This is a genomic window from Hominisplanchenecus faecis (assembly GCF_020687205.1).
Taxonomy (GTDB): Bacteria; Bacillota; Clostridia; order Lachnospirales; family Lachnospiraceae; genus Hominisplanchenecus; species Hominisplanchenecus faecis.
The window spans coordinates 13,669-30,623 of the sequence record NZ_JAJEQE010000040.1 but is presented as its reverse complement, the minus strand read 5'-3'; the positions used below and the strand labels follow the sequence as shown (position 1 = coordinate 30,623).

The 16,955-nt window shown below is 42.9% G+C and carries 11 protein-coding genes, 1 pseudogene and 1 riboswitch; of the genes and pseudogenes, 10 read left to right on the top strand and 2 right to left on the bottom strand.

Features of this window, described 5'->3' with window-relative positions; all coding sequences use genetic code 11:
- Window positions 1-166: 166 nt before the first annotated feature.
- Entirely contained in the window at window positions 167-1,054 is an 888-nt protein-coding gene (locus tag LKD42_RS10990; protein WP_248835708.1) for a hypothetical protein, read from the bottom strand.
- Between the two features lie 586 nt (window positions 1,055-1,640).
- Window positions 1,641-2,246 carry a bifunctional phosphoserine phosphatase/homoserine phosphotransferase ThrH gene (gene thrH / locus LKD42_RS10985; protein ID WP_248835707.1) on the bottom strand — a complete coding sequence of 202 codons (606 nt, stop codon included), beginning with the start codon at window positions 2,244-2,246 and terminating at the stop codon, window positions 1,641-1,643.
- Between the two features lie 199 nt (window positions 2,247-2,445).
- Here thrH and LKD42_RS10980 point away from each other — a divergent pair, with 199 nt between their 5' ends.
- The 10 genes and pseudogenes from LKD42_RS10980 to LKD42_RS10935 all read left to right on the top strand — a co-directional run bounded on the left by LKD42_RS10980 (window position 2,446) and on the right by LKD42_RS10935 (window position 16,934).
- Entirely contained in the window at window positions 2,446-5,337 is a 2,892-nt protein-coding gene (locus LKD42_RS10980; RefSeq protein ID WP_248835706.1) for a leucine-rich repeat domain-containing protein, read from the top strand.
- A 53-nt stretch (window positions 5,338-5,390) separates the two neighbouring features.
- Window positions 5,391-7,094: an O-antigen ligase family protein gene (locus LKD42_RS10975; RefSeq protein WP_248835705.1), complete on the top strand. Its 1,704-nt coding sequence runs from the start codon at window positions 5,391-5,393 to the stop codon at window positions 7,092-7,094.
- 112 nt (window positions 7,095-7,206) lie between these two features.
- Entirely contained in the window at window positions 7,207-8,436 is a 1,230-nt protein-coding gene (pepT, locus tag LKD42_RS10970; protein WP_248835704.1) for a peptidase T, read from the top strand.
- A gap of 62 nt (window positions 8,437-8,498) precedes the next feature.
- A riboswitch (glycine riboswitch) is annotated at window positions 8,499-8,594 on the top strand.
- A gap of 175 nt (window positions 8,595-8,769) precedes the next feature.
- Entirely contained in the window at window positions 8,770-10,185 is a 1,416-nt protein-coding gene (locus tag LKD42_RS10965; RefSeq protein WP_248835703.1) for an alanine/glycine:cation symporter family protein, read from the top strand.
- A gap of 498 nt (window positions 10,186-10,683) precedes the next feature.
- Window positions 10,684-11,214 carry an LOG family protein gene (locus tag LKD42_RS10960; RefSeq protein ID WP_147633054.1) on the top strand — a complete coding sequence of 177 codons (531 nt, stop codon included), beginning with the start codon at window positions 10,684-10,686 and terminating at the stop codon, window positions 11,212-11,214.
- A 9-nt stretch (window positions 11,215-11,223) separates the two neighbouring features.
- Window positions 11,224-11,757: a methylated-DNA--[protein]-cysteine S-methyltransferase gene (locus tag LKD42_RS10955; protein ID WP_248835702.1), complete on the top strand. Its 534-nt coding sequence runs from the start codon at window positions 11,224-11,226 to the stop codon at window positions 11,755-11,757.
- A gap of 194 nt (window positions 11,758-11,951) precedes the next feature.
- Entirely contained in the window at window positions 11,952-12,347 is a 396-nt protein-coding gene (locus LKD42_RS10950) for a DUF6483 family protein (RefSeq protein ID WP_022117956.1), read from the top strand.
- A gap of 72 nt (window positions 12,348-12,419) precedes the next feature.
- Window positions 12,420-12,719, top strand: a pseudogene (locus tag LKD42_RS10945) (flavodoxin family protein); the annotation flags it as partial.
- A gap of 65 nt (window positions 12,720-12,784) precedes the next feature.
- On the top strand, window positions 12,785-13,510 hold the full coding sequence (locus LKD42_RS10940; RefSeq protein WP_147632923.1) for an ABC transporter ATP-binding protein: 726 nt from the start codon (window positions 12,785-12,787) through the stop codon (window positions 13,508-13,510).
- A gap of 4 nt (window positions 13,511-13,514) precedes the next feature.
- Window positions 13,515-16,934 (top strand): ABC transporter permease, encoded by a 3,420-nt coding sequence (locus LKD42_RS10935; protein WP_248835701.1) that lies wholly within the window; start codon window positions 13,515-13,517, stop codon window positions 16,932-16,934.
- Window positions 16,935-16,955 lie beyond the last annotated feature (21 nt).

Sequence of the window (16,955 nt, the reverse complement as noted above, 5' to 3'; positions counted from 1 at the left end):
AATGTGCAAAATGAACAATTCCAGGGAAGGCACTTTTACGTGCCCTTCGGGGAATTCGTTCATTTGCACATGCAATACTATTTTTTGCAAACACTATTTTAAAATGTGCGGCATTTCCATTCCTTACACCTGCCAGGAAACCACCGACAACTTTTTATTTACTTGCTTAACGCAGCCATTCTTTCACTGCTTCTATGTCTACTTTCAGTGCAAGGGCAATTTGCTCAATCGGCATATGAAGTTCTGTAAGAGTAATAGCGGCATCTTTTTTTGCAGTATTGATACCATCGTTAAAACCATTGTTAAATCCATCAGCTACACCGGCCTCATATTCTGCTTTTCTGAGTTTGCGTTCTTCCTCTTCTTTATCGTATTCGAATATACTCATAGAGATCACCTCCGATTTATTTGCACGAAGAAATTCAGAAAGAATGTTATTACGGATACATTCATCGACTGCCAGTTTAACTGCTTCGTTCAATTCTAATTCCCTCGCATATTTACGGACACAATTTACGTACTTTGCATATTCTTTTAAAGTCTGGCAGTGTTCCATCAGTTCTTCATTATGACCCTCATTGATGTTTATTGTCAACACTTCCAGTTCCAGTTTCGGATTGCCTGGCAGATTTTCGAAAGCCTCCGATAAATGGTTCACCCAGCTGTCTTTTCTCTTTTCTGTGCCATTGTAGAATACGATAAACTGTGGTGCAGGTATTTTCTGTAATATGGAAGAATAAAGAGATTTCTTATCTACCAGTTTCTGATATTCACTGGAAATATAGAATAAATCACGCAAAGGCATATTTGGATTGTAAGTTGATTGGTGTTCATACAGAAATAAATCTGTGTCAATGATAAAAGCAAGATCATTTTTCATTCCCATATAAATGGCATTTTCTAATGTAACAATTTCCAGCATTTCCGGGTTATCGTAATGAGCACCACTGATTGCGTTATAAAGAGATAATAAATTCTTCCAGTCAGAAAACAGCATACGAAATACCGTATCCTTGTAATTACGATTTACAGTTGGTTGTTCTTTTTGAGCCATAGGTACTACCTCCCTGTGCAGGAGTGTACAAAAGTGCGACAGTCATACTGCATATGCTTTTTCACAGTTTGAAACTCCTGCTTTTTAATTTGATTTGTTTGATTGAAAAGCATGAATTTCTGAAATGTGAATTAGAAAATATAGATGGCAGGATGCCAAGAACGTTAAGAAATATGCTTTGAAAATATGTTAGCATATAACTCTCATTATTTCAATATGTTTTTAAAGAATAATTAAAATTCACATAAATAATAAGAATCACATAGGAATTTCCGAAAAAATGAAAATCTGATACTATATAATGATGCCAGTGGCACATGTTTAGCACCGACCGAAGCGGAGCGTAGAAAAGATTGTGGGAGTGCAACGCACGGAACAATCATACGGAGTTGTATTTTGGAAAAGTAAAAAGATAAAGACAGGAAAAACGTATCTTTGTATTTTGGCAAGAAAAAGACTTCCGTTTAAGCACCCCCTGGCAGGTCAGGAGCTTTTGACAATGTGCAAAATGAACAATTCCAAGGAAGGCACTTTCACGTGCCCTTCGGGGAATTTGTTCATTTGCACATTTACACAAACCTCCGCCTTATCCCTCGATCACTTTCTTAATTGCATCATAAAGTTCATCATAGGTCTCAAATGCCGGAAACTGTGGATATTCTGCTTTGATCGCATCGGTACTTCTGAATAAAAAGCCTGCTTTGCTTGCCTGGATCATGCCAAGGTCGTTATGGCTGTCGCCGCTTGCGATCGTATCGTAGCCGATGGACTGCAGAGCTTTGACGGTTGTGTATTTGGATTTCTCACAACGCATTTTGAAATCAACGATTTCTCCGTTGTCAGCAACGACAAGAGAGTTGCAGAAAATAGTCGGATAACCCAGTTTTTTCATCAGCGGACCTGCAAACTGTGAGAAAGTATCGCTGATAATGATAACCTGTGTCAGTTCTCTTAATTTATCCAGAAATTCTTTTGCTCCCGGGAGCGGATCGATTTTGGCGATGGTTTCCTGGATTTCTTTCAGTCCCAGATTATGTTCTTTTAAAATATTAAGACGGTATTTCATCAGTTTATCGTAGTCCGGTTCGTCCCTGGTGGTTTTCTTTAATTCCGGGATGCCTGTTTCTTCTGCAAAAGCAATCCAGATTTCCGGTACCAGTACACCTTCCAGGTCTAAGCATACGATTTCCATTTTGTCCTCCATTCTGATACAGTGATAACGCTGTATCGCTTCAAATATATTTTCCTGTCTATTATAGTCGAAAACAAAAAAAACTACCACTGTAAATTTTAAAAACAGACAATAATTTGTAAAAATTACCAATATAAGCGTTGATTTTTATATGTGAGTCAGATTATAATAAATATAAAAAACAAGGGAGGGCAACACAATGAAGAAAACAGCATTCTTACTGGTACTGGCACTTCTTCTGCAGATCCTGCTTCCGCCTTCTATGGCAGGAAATGTTATGGCAGCATCCGCAGAAAAAACTGTACAGACCCAGGCGGCAGACGGCGATCAGCTGAAAAGTCTGTATGACACGTATTATTTAGGAGCTTGCAAGAAAACAGGTGATTACGATCATCTGTACGACGGATATGAGGTAAAACTGTATCTGAGGACATCCGCTGATTCTCTGCAGAGCCAGGAGGCGGATGCATTTAAAGCAACGATTGGCGGGAAAGAATATGCGGTCGGCGAGGTAGCACAGGATTATACTTTATATGGCAAAGATGATTATGACTATTATGAAATTTCTGTTCCGATTTTGGATGATGTGAGCGGAACAAAAGAGGTTTCACTGACCTATCCGGGCAAATCTGGCAGCAAAACCGTTGGCGGTCTGAGTATCACACTGAAAAAGGAAGATTATTTTACAACAAAGGGTTCAAAAGAAGTCAAAGTTGAAAATACAAAAAATCCGATCTACACTTCCAGCATCACAGGAAATGCACAGGTGACTGCTTACTGGGTTTCTGCATTCTGCGAAAAAGAAGATCAGACGATCAAGAAATCTTATCTTGTTAATGCAGACGGAAAAGACAGCAAACAGTATGGTCTGAATACAAAAATTATGCAGATTTATCAGGATACAGATTCCGGAAGAGTGCAGGATGACCGTTATCCGGCAAAGAAAATGCCATTTGATGAAAACGGAGACAGTGATGTTTACAACACGCAGTATACTTACGGAATCATGGCAGGTTTCCAGAACGGAGCGATCATTGAAGAGGCAATCCCGAACGGAACCTACAATATGGTTCTTGAGACAGAAAGCGGTTGTAAAACAGTGATCAAGAATGCAGTGATTTCCACCGACAAGCCGATCATTCTTGGCATGATGGATTCGGAAGCTTCACAGGGAAATGCTTCCAATGAATCCAATTTATATGGTAATGACAAAGAAATCCATACAGACAAACATGGAAATTATGTGGCAGCTTATGTATATGGCTTAAATCTGAATGATGAAGTTGCAAAATATGTAAAACCGTACTTTGCAGAGAGAAGTTATGATTTTACCGATGGAAATGTAAGTTATAATGATACGATCGTTGGAACTTACAGCAAAGAAAATGGTTATGAAGTAGCCAATGACGGTATTTTTTATGTGATCAATACAAAATCTGGCAAAAAGAGATTTCTCTGTTCCCTTGATCTGTCTGAGTACGAAGCAAAATATGGTACGGGATCTGTTGTCATCGCAAATGAAAACCTGGCAAAAGGTCTCAATATCAGCTTCCAGAGACCGGTTTTATATGCACGCCAGCTGGATGCTTTCTCTCAAACAAACTGTGTCTATATTGCAGATGATATTGCAAATGCCGGCGATACGGTAAGCGTGACTGTCAAAGCGGATGATAATGAGAATCGTAAGGAACTGAACTGCAAGGTGCAGGAGGATGCTTCCGGTGTGAAAAAGCAGAAGTATTTTGAGGTTACAAGAGCAGATATAGAAAGTCTTGGAAGTGAAAACGGATATTTTTCCATCACAGAAATTTCGGTCAATGGCAAAACTTATGAGGCTCCTGGAACAAAGAATCTAAATGGTCTGTTTCCGGTTTATGTGGACATGGAGTATCAGCCGGGAAATCAGACAGGCAGCACTTCCAACGGTGTATTTTATGTTGGAAACTACACGAAAGATCAGGATGTTGTTCTGGAGTTCCATCATAAAAATGAGATCCGGACGGTATTAGAGATCTCAATCCCGAAAGGAACCCAGAAGTATCTGCTAACAGCAGAAGATATGAAGTCTCTGACAGAAGGAGAAGAATACAGCTATTGTATCCGTCAGGCGGGGGATCGCCATGCAGTCCTGCTTCGAAGTAAGCAGAGAGTCGAAGAAGGTTTTGAAGCGGCAGGTATTTCTATGACGGGATATCCGGCGACACCATCAACGACTGTAACGCTGGAATATGGTGACAGCACTGCGAAATTGTTCTATTGTGTGATGACAGAGCAGAATTTCCAGAGTAAATATGATTATCAGACAGAACTGGTACCGGATAATCAGTGGATCGCCTATGCAGGTGCCTTTACGCCGTTCGCAGGAATGACAAAATCCGGTACGATGATGATTCTGACAAAAGTAGTCAATGCAGCCGGAACAAAAGCAAAATATGCATATTATGATGTGGAAGTTCGGGCAGGTGCAGGAAATGATCAGGATGATGATCATAAAGACGATAACGGAGATAAGGGAAACAGCAACGGCACAAATAGCGGAAACCAGGGCAACAACGGAAACCAGAATACAAACAATGGAAACCAGAACACGGACGGAACGCTTGCAGTCGGTACGGTAAAAGAAGTAAAGGGACAGAAATATAAAGTACTGTCCGCATCTACGGTGGCATTTGTCGGAGTGATCAACGGCAAAACGAAAAAAGTCAATATTCCAAAGACGGTTCAGATCAATAAGAAAACTTACAAAGTTGTACAGATCGCAAAAAATGCCCTCAAAGGAAGCGATGTACAGACGGTTGTGATCGGAGCGAACGTTACCGCAATCCAGGATCAGGCATTTGCCGGATGCAAGAAACTGAAAAAGGTAACCGTCGGAGCGAATGTGAAAAGCATCGGAAAAGCAGCGTTTAAGGACTGCAAAAACCTGAAAAACATTACCGTAAAAAGCACGAAACTGAAGACCGTCAAAGCAAATGCACTCAAGGGTATTAACAAAAAAGCGACGATCAAGGTTCCGGCAAAGAAACTCAAAAATTACCAGAAACTGTTCCGCAAAAAAGGACAGAGCAGTTCGGTAAAAATTAAAAAATAATAACAGGATCGTAACGGTTTTGCACAGGGCGAAGCCATTACGGAGGATTTTATATGGCACAGCAAAATTCAAAGAAAAAGACAAAACATCAAATACAATGGAAGAGCAGTCCATATAAAAGAACGAAAGAAGAGGCAGCTGTTTTTACAGTGCTTCTTCTTTCTGCATTTTTGTATGGAGGATTTTATGAATTTTCAGGAGCGATGCTTGCGGCAGTGCTTGGTATACTGCTTATCGTCTGCCGCGTAAAATATTCGTTTCAGATCAAAGGGAAAAAACAGCTGGCAGTGTTGCTGTCTGTGTTTTTATGGTTCGGTATTACCTGTTTTTATGCAATCGATCGGGCAATGGCTTTTGTGGGCGTGATCAAAATGCTGCCACTGCCTCTTGGCTATCTGTTTTTCATGCAGTTTTCGGATGAAACCAGACAGAAAGCAACAGGCTATATCGCACACATCGGCTGCTTTATGGTACTGGCCGGGATTCTGGCACTGCCATTTCCGGCTCTGAAAGAGCAGGTCTGGAAGGCCGGGCGTCTTGGTGGATTTTTCCAGTATTCTAATACCTGTGCACTCTATCTGCTGGCAGGATTGGTTGTGATCTGCAATCGATGGATCGAAAACAAAAGCAGAGAACAGGAATCGGACATCAAAAGAGACAAAATGCAGATTCTGGAAGGAATTGTACTTTTGGCAGGATTGCTTCTGACTGGGAGCCGCGGCGTGATGCTTCTGTTTTTTGGATATCTGATCTGGTTTATCTGGCATCTGCCGTCACAAAAAGCAAAGAAATACGGGGGTTTTTGCATTGTTGCTGTGTTTGCAGTACTTGCAGTTGTTATGGTTGTGACAAACGGGGCAGGTGAGCAGAATATCGGCAGGATTTTCACAGTGTTCCGCTATTCCAGTACCTGGAAAGGACGTATTCTTTATGATCTGGATGCATTAAAAATGATCGAAAAGTATCCGTTTGGAATGGGTTACCATGGCTATGCTTATGTTCAAGGACAGATGCAGAGTGGAGTTTACAAGACGCTCTTTGTGCATAACGACTGGTTACAGGCTGCACTGGATCTGGGTATTCTTCCGGCTGTTCTGTTTGCGGCTGTGATGCTGCGTCAGCTCTTAAAAGGCAGTCAGAGCAGTATGCAGAAACAGATTTTTCTTCTCATCATGCTGCATATGCTGATTGATTTTGATCTGCAGTTTATTGCGATCGGGCTTTTGGGACTTCTGTGTCTGGATTATGGTAAAGCAGAGGGTACTTTAAAGAAAAAGACAAAGATCGAAGACTGTATTTTTCTGACAGTTATAAGTGTGGGATGTATTTATTTCTGCATACCGTTCCTGCTTGATTATGTCGGAGAACATCAGAAGGCACTGAGCTTTTATGGTGCTTATACGCCGGCACAGCTTGCGGTGATGGAAGGAAGCCGGAGTGCAGAGGAAGCAACTTCGGCGGCAGAGCAGATCCTCACGCACAATACACATCTGGCAGAAGTTTATCAATATCTGGCATATGGTGCTCTGGAAAAAGAAAATTATGAAGAAAGCTTTATCAATATGGAAAAAGCCATTTCCTGTGATATTTATGCGAAAGAATTATATGACGAGTACGAAGAAATTTTAAGTCAGGCAGAAAAAGTGCAGGGCAGTGATCAGAGTGAACGGCGTGCCTGGATCCGGAATAAAAAGCAGGAAGTGTTAAAGAAGAGCAGCAGTCTCGCATATGAATTAAATGACAGACCTCAGTTATAAATTCAAGTTGCCTTAGCTGTCAAAGAGGACTATAATATCTGATAAGAAAAGATACCATGGTCGGAAGAATTCCGGCTTCTGGTATCTGAAAAAGGATCAGGAGGCAGAAATCATGCGTGCATATGAAAGATTGTTGGAATATGTCAAAGTAAAAACACCGAGCAGCGAAGAAAATATGGAAACACCGAGCAGTTCCTGTCAGTTTGAACTGGCAGAGCGTCTGGTGGGAGAAATGAAGGAACTGGGCATCGAGGATGCAGCCGTTGACGGAAAATGCTATGTCTATGGAACAATTCCGGCAACGGAAGGTTATGAGAACAGTCCATCTCTTGGATTTATCGCACATATGGACACCGTTTCAGAATTTACGGAAAATCCGATCCATCCGGTTCTTCATGAAAATTATGACGGACAGAATCTTGTTTTTGATGAAGGCGGCAGAGTTTTAGATACCGTACTTTTTCCGCATCTGAAAAATCTGAAGGGGCGTACGCTGATCACGTCAGACGGAACGACAATCCTCGGAGCAGATGACAAAGCCGGAATCGCAGAGATTATGACGATGGCAGAAAATATTCTGTGCAGCAATGTGCCGCATGGGAAGATCTGTCTTGCATTTACGCCGGACGAAGAGATCGGCAGAGGAGCAGATCATTTTGATGTAGAGGGATTTGCAGCAGATTTTGCCTATACCGTGGACGGCGGTGCGGAAGGCGAGATCGAATACGAAAATTTCAATGCCTGCGAAGCTGTTTTTAAGATTCAGGGGGTCAACGTGCATCCGGGCAGTGCCAAAGGCATCATGATCAATGCCGGAGCCGTCGGATGTGAGATCCAGATGATGCTGCCTCAGGAAGAGACACCGGAGCAGACAGAAGGCTATGAAGGATTTTATCATCTGATCAAAATAAACGGCAGCTGTGAAAGAGCAGAACTTGTATATATTGTGCGTGACCACGATGCGGACAAGTTTGCACAGAAACAGCAGAAACTGAAAGAAATCGCAGATGCCATGAATCAGAAATACGGTGAGGGAACGGTTGATCTTCAGATCAAAGAACAATATCGAAACATGGCAGAGAAGATCCGCCCTTGTTATCATCTGATCGAGAATGCGAAAAAAGCCTGTGAGAACATGGGTATTGTGCCGAAAATTCAGCCGATCCGCGGCGGTACGGATGGGGCAAGACTGAGTTTTATGGGACTGCCGTGCCCGAATCTCGGAACCGGCGGCTATGCATTCCATGGACCGTATGAACATATAACAGTTGAGGGAATGGATAAGAGCGTGGAAATCCTGATGGAACTTGTAAAAATATATGGAATTATTAAAAAAGAATAAATTTTTCTTGCAGAGGCTCTTCAGGTATGCTAAAATAAAAACACGTTGTGTCGAAGAAAGTCACAGCGTACTCTGGAGAGTCTCATAGAACGGGCGCCGAAGGTGTACGGCAGCAGATCTGCTGCTTATCTCTCAGGCAAAAGGACAGAGAAAAGTCTAAATATGTTCTACTCTTTGGAGGGCTGATTGTATGATCAGCTCTTTTGTTGTTTTCGGACAGCCCAAAGAATCGATCCGTGTCAGTATCAGATAACATGGAAAATAGTCACGGGGCAGATTTTGTGAGGGTGTTCTGGCAGCAGCCAATAAATTATCAAGATTGGAGAGAGAGTAATGTTAGCAGCAGTAAACAATTTTTTGAAGTACGTTGATGATCTGGTATGGGGTGTCCCACTGATCGTAGCAATTCTTTTGACTGGTATTTATCTTACCATTCGTCTGAAAGGTATCCAAATCACAAAACTTCCAAAAGCACTCAAGTACATGTTTGAAAATGAAGAGAGCGGTCACGGAGAAGTTACAAGTTTCGGAGCGTTATGTACGGCACTTTCCGCAACCATCGGTACCGGAAACATTGTCGGTGTGGCAACCGCGATCGTAGCCGGAGGACCGGGAGCGTTATTCTGGATGGAAATTGCAGCCCTGTTTGGTATGGCAACGAAATATTCCGAAGGTCTCCTTGCGATCAAGTATCGTACAACGGACAAACATGGCCATATCCTTGGCGGTCCGTTCTACTATATCGAAAACGGTATGGGCAAAAAATGGACCTGGCTGGCAAAGATTTTTGCATTTTTCGGAATGGGTGTAGGTCTGTTTGGTATCGGAACCTTTACACAGGTAAATGGTATCACAAGTGCCGTAGGTAACTTCTTTGATCCGAACGCACAGCATGTGGTTCATCTGCTGGGAAGAGATTATACGCTTGCCGTTGTGATTTCAGGACTGATCCTGACTGTCTGTGTCGGTCTGGTTGTTATCGGAGGATTGAAACGTATTGCAAAAGTATCTGAGATCGTTGTGCCGTTCATGGCAGTTATCTATATTACGATTTCCCTGCTGCTTCTGATCTTAAATGCCGGTAAGATTCCGGCAGCGGTTGCAGAAATCGTATCCAGTGCCTTTGGTATGCGTGCAGCAGCCGGCGGAGCACTTGGAGCGATCATTGTGGCAATGCAGAAAGGTATCGCAAGAGGTATCTTCTCAAACGAGGCAGGACTTGGTAGTGCCCCGATCGCAGCAGCAGCCGCTCAGACAAAAGAGCCGGCACGTCAGGGACTGGTTACCATGACCGGTACCTTTATCGATACGATCGTTGTATGTACCATGACCGGACTTTCTATTGTGATCACCGGTTCCTGGAATATCGGACTGGAAGGTGTGGCAGTTACCACCAACGCATTCCAGCAGGGACTTCCGTTTGCACCGCAGATCAGTGCATTTCTGCTGATGATGTGTCTGGTATTCTTTGCATTTACTACCATCCTCGGATGGGACTACTACAGTGAGAGATGTCTGGCATATCTTTCCGGCAGCAACAAAACAGCCCTGAAGATCTTCCGCTGGCTGTACATAGCAGCAGTCTTTATCGGACCGTACTTCACAGTATCTGCAGTATGGGTGATCGCCGATATCTTTAACGCACTGATGGCGATCCCGAACCTGATCGCACTGCTCTCCCTGAGCGGAGTGGTTGTGGCAGAGACGCAGAGCTATCTGAAACGAATGAATCTGACAAGAGTGAAATAACAAAAACAGTATCTTAAAAATGCAGCAAATAAACCGCTGTGGTCATCAGAAAGAAGTTTCTGGTGGCTGCGGCGGTTTTGCTTTGAACTGCCAATTAGAAAGAGAAGCAGCCAAAGAAATTTCATAATTTTTTATATTGAAAAATAGATGTTTTCACCATAAAATAAGAATAAAAAAGAACGATGAAGTTACAGTAAATTTTAGATGAAAAAACAGCTATACAATAAAGGGAATTGTTCATTTTGCACATTGCGAAAAGCTCCTGGCCTGCCAGAGGTCGCTTAAGCGGAACGATCCTTCATGCCGCAAATATTTGCCGAAAAAACCTTCCGAACAGAAAAGGCAGAACAATCGGAGTTGACCGAGCTGAAGGCGAGGGATGCTTTTTGTCCGAAGGGAAAGAAGATAGGCATGAAATGAATGAAGCAAATTTTCGTTTGTCGAATCTAAATAAAGTCTGTAAGTAATATTCAGAGTGAAGCATTTTGGGAGGAAATTATGAACATTACAGTATATCTTGGAGCAAATGAAGGCAATGATCCGGCTTTACATAAGGCAGTTACAGAACTTGGAGCCTGGATCGGGCAAAGCGGAAACACACTGGTTTACGGTGGTTCAAAAAGCGGATTGATGGGGGCATTAGCGGACAGTGTTCTGAATGCAGGCGGCAGAGCGATCGGCGTTGAACCGCAGTTTTTTGTTGAAAAAGAGCTGCAGCACGACGGACTGACACAGCTGATCGTGACGAAAGATATGTCAGAACGCAAAAACAAAATGATCGAACTTGGCGATGCATTTATTGCATTTCCCGGTGGAACAGGTACTCTTGAGGAAATCACAGAAGTGATGTCAAAAGTATCGCTGAAGCAGCTGGATGCTCCCTGTATTCTCTATAACCTGAACGGCTACTATAACAGTTTAAAAGAATTATTAAATCATATGATTGAGAAGGGACTGTCCGATCAAGAACGACAGAAAGGTATTTTCTTTGCGGATGATCTTATGCAGATTCAGGAGTTGCTTTTTTGAGGTAGAAATATGGTATATACTTGTAAATATAAATCATCGATTGGCGACATTCTTTTAGCAACGGATGAAATCGGGCTTATCGGTTTATGGTTTGAAGGACAGAAATATTTTGCAAATACGCTTCCGGATGAGCATATTCCACAGGAAACGGAAATTCTTACAGAGACAATAAAATGGCTGGATATGTATTTTTTCGGTGAAGAACCGAACTTTACTCCGCCGCTTCATCCTTCCGGCTCGTCATTCAGACAGGCAGTGTGGCAGATTTTATTACAGATTCCCTATGGACAGACGATCACGTATGGAGAAATCGCACGTAAACTAGCTGAAACGAAAAACACTTCCCGCATGTCTGCTCAGGCAGTTGGCGGTGCCGTAGGACATAATGAAATTTCCATTATCATTCCATGTCATCGTGTGGTTGGCACAAATGGCAGCCTGACAGGATATGCCGGAGGAATCGACAAAAAAATTTCACTGCTTGAGCTGGAACATACAGATATGAGCCGTTTCTTTGTACCGAAGAAGGGAACAGCACTTTAGAATGAGCAAATGAACGAATTCCCCGAAGGGCACGTAAAAGTGCCTTCTTGGGAATTCGTTTATTTTGCACATTGCCAAAAGATCCTGGCCTGCCGGGGGTCACTTAAGCGGAACAATCCTTCATGCTACAAATATTTGCCGAAAAACTTTCGAACAAGAAAGGCAGAACAATCGGAATTTGAGGAGGTGAAAGAATGGATTTCACAGATGAAAAAGATTATATTATGCGAATAATAAAAGAAATGGTAAGAGTATTATTCTCTCTAGTGTTTGGAAAAAAGTATGTTTCTGTTGAAATTGAAAAAGAAAATAAATATGAAGTATCTGGTAAAAAACTGCAAAGTTTTCTTGACATGATTGATTCAGGCCAGATTAACGAAGCAGAGAATATTCTTTTAAATAACATTGACTATACAAACAAAGATGAGGTCATGGCGGCAGCTCTTTTTTATCAACATCTTAGTGAAAAGGATAGTGAGTTTTTGGAGAACAATAATTACACAAAAGAAGAAGTGCTTTCTGGGTTCAAACAATTACTTGTGCAGTCAGGATATCAAGATTTGTTTTATATGCTTAAAGATGATGAATAATTTTATATAGAGAAATGATTTTTTGATGTGAAATGAAATTTAGAGATCATGGATAAGAAAAATAGTAAAGGAGATCAACCTATGAAAGTAGGAGCAAGCGTTGTCTGTGCAAGGCGAGGCGGATGTTCTGCGACCTTTGATGAATTGAATAAATATTTTACTATCTCAAATATGCCGATTGCTTCCAGCCAGTATTGGAATTCAATTCATGGACGGGCACAGGGCGAGGCAGAGATGGACGAAGAAGGAAAACAGACCATGCGTGTACTTGCAAGAAATATGGTATTTCTGATGAAGAGTATCGCCTTAGGAAAAGAGAAGTTTGGCTTGCCGGAAACCGAAGAAAGAGTAGCAACACACTTTATCCGATAGAGAAGAAGATTATTAAAATGACAGGTGTATAAAGTTTGCAAATAAAAGTTGGGGAGGAAAGCAAGATGGCGAAAGATCAGGATTTTGAAAAAGATTTTGTCAGACTGAAAAATGTTTCGAAGATCTACCGGATGGGTGAAGTCGAGATCCGTGCGGTTGACAAGATAGAATTTGCGATCGACAAAGGAGAGTTTGTGGTCGTGGTAGGGCCAAGCGGTGCCGGAAAAACAACGGTGCTGAACATTCTTGGCGGAATGGATACGGTGACTTCAGGGGATGTACTGGTCGATGGAGAGAATATTGCCAAATATTCCCAGCGAAAGCTGACAGGATATCGCAGGGATGACATTGGATTTGTTTTCCAGTTTTACAATCTGGTGCCGAACCTGACAGCGAAGGAAAATGTAGAGCTGGCACTTCAGATCTGCAAGGAGCCGCTTGATGCGGTGCAGGTATTAAAAGAGGTCGGACTGGGAAACCGTCTCGACAATTTCCCGGCACAGTTGTCCGGTGGTGAGCAGCAGAGAGTTTCCATTGCAAGGGCACTTGCAAAAAATCCAAAGCTTCTGCTCTGCGATGAGCCGACCGGAGCACTGGATTATCAGACCGGCAAAGCGATCCTCAAGCTTTTGCAGGATACTTGCCGGCAGAAAAAAATGACCGTGATCGTCATCACGCACAATTCGGCACTGACGCCGATGGCGGATCGTGTGATCAAGATCAAAAACGGAAAAGTATCGAAAATGTATCTGAACGAAAATCCAGAACCGATAGAAAACATAGAGTGGTGATAGAATGAAAAAACGTGCACTTCGAAAAGAATTTTTTATGGAGATTCGAAAAAGTCTTCCGAGATTTTTATCGATTTTGTTTATCGTGGCACTTGGAACGGCTTTTTATTCCGGTATTCAGTCGTCCTCACCGGATATGCGTTATTCGGGGGATGCTTATTTTGATGCAAAAGAACTCTCAGATATTCAGGTCACAGGCACAATGGGTGTGACGGGGGACGATGTGGAGGCACTGCAGAACTTAAAAGACATTGAAACGGCGGAAGGTGTCTGTCTGAAAGATGTGCTGACAGGGGAAGAAGGACAGCGGAAAGTGCTGCGTATCTTATCCATTCCGGAAAAAAGCAATCTGGTGACGGTAGAAGAAGGCGAGTACCCGACAAAAGAGGACGAATGTCTGATGGATGTTCAGTATGCAGAGCACAACGGCTATCAAATCGGCGATACCTTCCGGATCAGCGAAGAGCTGGAAAAAGATGAGGATGCCACTTTAAAATCGGACACCTTCACGATCACGGGACTTTGCAGCAGCCCGCTCTATATTTCGTTCAGCCGCGGCAGCACCAATGTCGGAAACGGTGAGATTGCAGGATTTGTCTATGTGCCGCAGGAAACATTTACGACCGATTACTATATGCAGATTTATCTGAAGGTGAAAGGTGCAAAAGAGCTGACAGCCTACACGGATGCCTATGATACAACAGTTGCACAGGCAAAAGAACAGGTCGAAAGCATAGAAAAAGAGCGTTGTACCAGGCGTCAGGAAGAAATAAAAGACGAAGCTCAGGAAAAAGTGAGCGATGCCAGAAAAGAGCTGGCGGACAAAAAGGCTGAGGCGGATCAGAAGCTTGCCGATGCGAAAAAAGAGATCGATGATGCAAAGAAGAAACTGAAGGACGGCAAAAAAGAGCTTGCCGATAAAGAGAAAGAATTAAACGACGGCAAAAAAGAGCTGGCAGAGAAAGAGTGGGAACTTGCCGATGCACAGCAGCAGATCACAGACGGACGCACACAGCTTCAGAGTGCGGAAAATCAGCTGGCGGAAAAAGAGAGTGAATTTCAGAAGCAGAAGGCATCTGCAGAAGAACAGATTTCCACAGGAGAAAAAGAGCTTGCAAATGGTTTGAAGAGTTTACAGAAAAATCAGAAGACGTTTGCACAGCAGAAAGCAGCTTTTGAGCAGCAGAAGCAGACGTATCTGGACGGTGTGGCTCAGTATGAGGAAAATCTTGCCCAGTACGAAAACAGTAAAAAACAGGGCGTTCCGGAAGCAATGCTGACGCAGGCAAAGGCAGAGCTTGATGCAACAAAAACGCAGCTTGATGCAGCCGGGGCACAGATCACAGCCGGGGAAAAGCAGTTAAATGATGCACAGAATCAACTTGATGCGGCACAGAAAAAACTGGATGAAAATCAGGCGAAGATTGATCAGTCAAAACAACAGTTAAAAGAAGGTGAGGCACAGTTAAGTGCAGCGAGAAGCCAGTTAAATGAAAAGAAAGCACAGTTAAACGCCTCACAGGCACAGCTTGACGATGGGAAACGGCAGATTGAAGATGCAAAGCAGAAATTAGAAGACGGACAAAAACAGATCGAAGATGCGAAAGCGACGATCGCAAAAAATGAGAAAAAGCTTGCAAAAGGCGAACGTAAATACGAAAAGAAAAAGGCAAAAGCAGAGAAAAAGCTTGCAAAAGCGGAAAAGAAGATTGATGACGCACAAAAAGAAGTGGATGATATCAAAGAACCGGAATGGACGGTCGAAGACCGCAGTGATCTGCTGGAGTACACCAATTACGGAGATAATGCCGAACGAATGAAGAGCATTGGGGAAGTGTTCCCTGTTCTTTTCTTCCTAGTGGCAGCCCTGATCAGCCTGACCACGATGACGCGAATGGTCGAAGAAGAGCGTACCCAGATCGGAACGATGAAAGCACTCGGCTACAGCAAAGTGGACATTGCGGCAAAATATCTGCTGTATGCACTGTTTGCGACGGTCGGCGGCAGTGTCCTTGGCGTTTTGGCAGGGGAGAAAATATTACCGTATATTATTATCCGGTCTTATGGTATCATGTATTTACATATGAATACGATATGTATTCCATATAATATGAAATTTGCTCTTATCGCAGCCGGAGCGGCGATCTTCTGTACGATGATCGCGACGCTGGAAGCATGCATACGTGAGCTTCATGCATGGCCGGCCGTTCTGATGCGTCCGCCTGCACCAAAACAGGGCAGACGTGTCTGGATCGAGAAAATTCCGTTTTTGTGGAAACATTTAAGTTTTACCTGGAAATCAACCGTACGCAATCTGTTCCGTTATAAGAAACGATTCTTCATGACAATTATCGGAATCGGCGGCTGTATGGGACTTCTGCTGGTTGGATTCGGACTGCGTGATTCCATTATGGATGTGGCAATTCTGCAGTATCAGGATATTCAGGTTTACGATGGCATGATTGTTCTGGATGCAGATGCAGATCAGAGCGGGCAGGACGAACTGAAACAGGAGCTTGCCGATGACGGAAGCGTGGAAGCGTTTGCAGAAGTATCCATGAAAAAGGTAGAGTTTGCGTCCGCTGACAAAAAACTGGATGTCTATCTGATGGTCGTGCCGGATGATGTGTCGATTGATGAGTTTGTGAAATTCCGCAGCAGAACGACAAAAGAAGCCTATGAGCTTGATGATCAGGGTATGATCCTCACCGAAAAAGCAGGAAAACTGCTTGGCGTTTCGGTAGGAGATTCTGTGGAGATGACAGGAGAACACAGCGGTGTAAAGATTCCGATCAACAGAATATGTGAAAACTATATGTCACATTTTGCATATATGACTGAGAATATGTATCGGAAACTTTACGGAGAAAAACCACAGTACAACAGTATTCTCTACCGTGTGACAGACCGGGATGAGAGCATCGCAGAAAAAGCAGGCGAACGTGCCATGAAATGTGATGCGGCACTGAGTGTCACTTATACGGGCAACACAAAAGAACAGCTTGATAATATGCTGACTGCACTGGATTCCGTGATCGGTGTGCTGATCCTTTCTGCGGGTATGCTGGCATTTGTGGTATTGTACAACCTCAATAACATCAATATCAATGAACGAAAGCGAGAGCTTGCGACCATCAAAGTGCTTGGATTTTATGACAAAGAAGTATCAGCTTACGTTTACCGGGAAAATATTCTGCTGACGATCCTTGGAAGTATTTTCGGAATATTCCTCGGTATACTGCTGCACCGCTTTATCATTGTGACCGTGGAAGTGGATGTCTGTATGTTCGGACGGAACATCAGCGTGTTCAGTTATGTGGTATCCGCCCTGCTCACCTATGGATTTTCCATTCTGGTAAACGGTGTGATGTATTTCAAACTGAAAAAGATCGATATGGTAGAGTCACTGAAAAGTGTAGAGTAAAAGATAAAAACAAAAAAGAAG

Coding starts and splice junctions, on each gene's coding strand:
- LKD42_RS10990 (WP_248835708.1), bottom strand. CDS start 1,054: ATGGCTCAAAAAGAACAACCAACTGTAAATCGTAATTACAAGGATACG.
- LKD42_RS10960 (WP_147633054.1), top strand. CDS start 10,684: ATGAACATTACAGTATATCTTGGAGCAAATGAAGGCAATGATCCGGCT.
- LKD42_RS10980 (WP_248835706.1), top strand. CDS start 2,446: ATGAAGAAAACAGCATTCTTACTGGTACTGGCACTTCTTCTGCAGATC.
- LKD42_RS10950 (WP_022117956.1), top strand. CDS start 11,952: ATGGATTTCACAGATGAAAAAGATTATATTATGCGAATAATAAAAGAA.
- LKD42_RS10955 (WP_248835702.1), top strand. CDS start 11,224: ATGGTATATACTTGTAAATATAAATCATCGATTGGCGACATTCTTTTA.
- pepT (WP_248835704.1), top strand. CDS start 7,207: ATGCGTGCATATGAAAGATTGTTGGAATATGTCAAAGTAAAAACACCG.
- LKD42_RS10975 (WP_248835705.1), top strand. CDS start 5,391: ATGGCACAGCAAAATTCAAAGAAAAAGACAAAACATCAAATACAATGG.
- thrH (WP_248835707.1), bottom strand. CDS start 2,246: ATGGAAATCGTATGCTTAGACCTGGAAGGTGTACTGGTACCGGAAATC.
- LKD42_RS10940 (WP_147632923.1), top strand. CDS start 12,785: ATGGCGAAAGATCAGGATTTTGAAAAAGATTTTGTCAGACTGAAAAAT.
- LKD42_RS10965 (WP_248835703.1), top strand. CDS start 8,770: ATGTTAGCAGCAGTAAACAATTTTTTGAAGTACGTTGATGATCTGGTA.
- LKD42_RS10935 (WP_248835701.1), top strand. CDS start 13,515: ATGAAAAAACGTGCACTTCGAAAAGAATTTTTTATGGAGATTCGAAAA.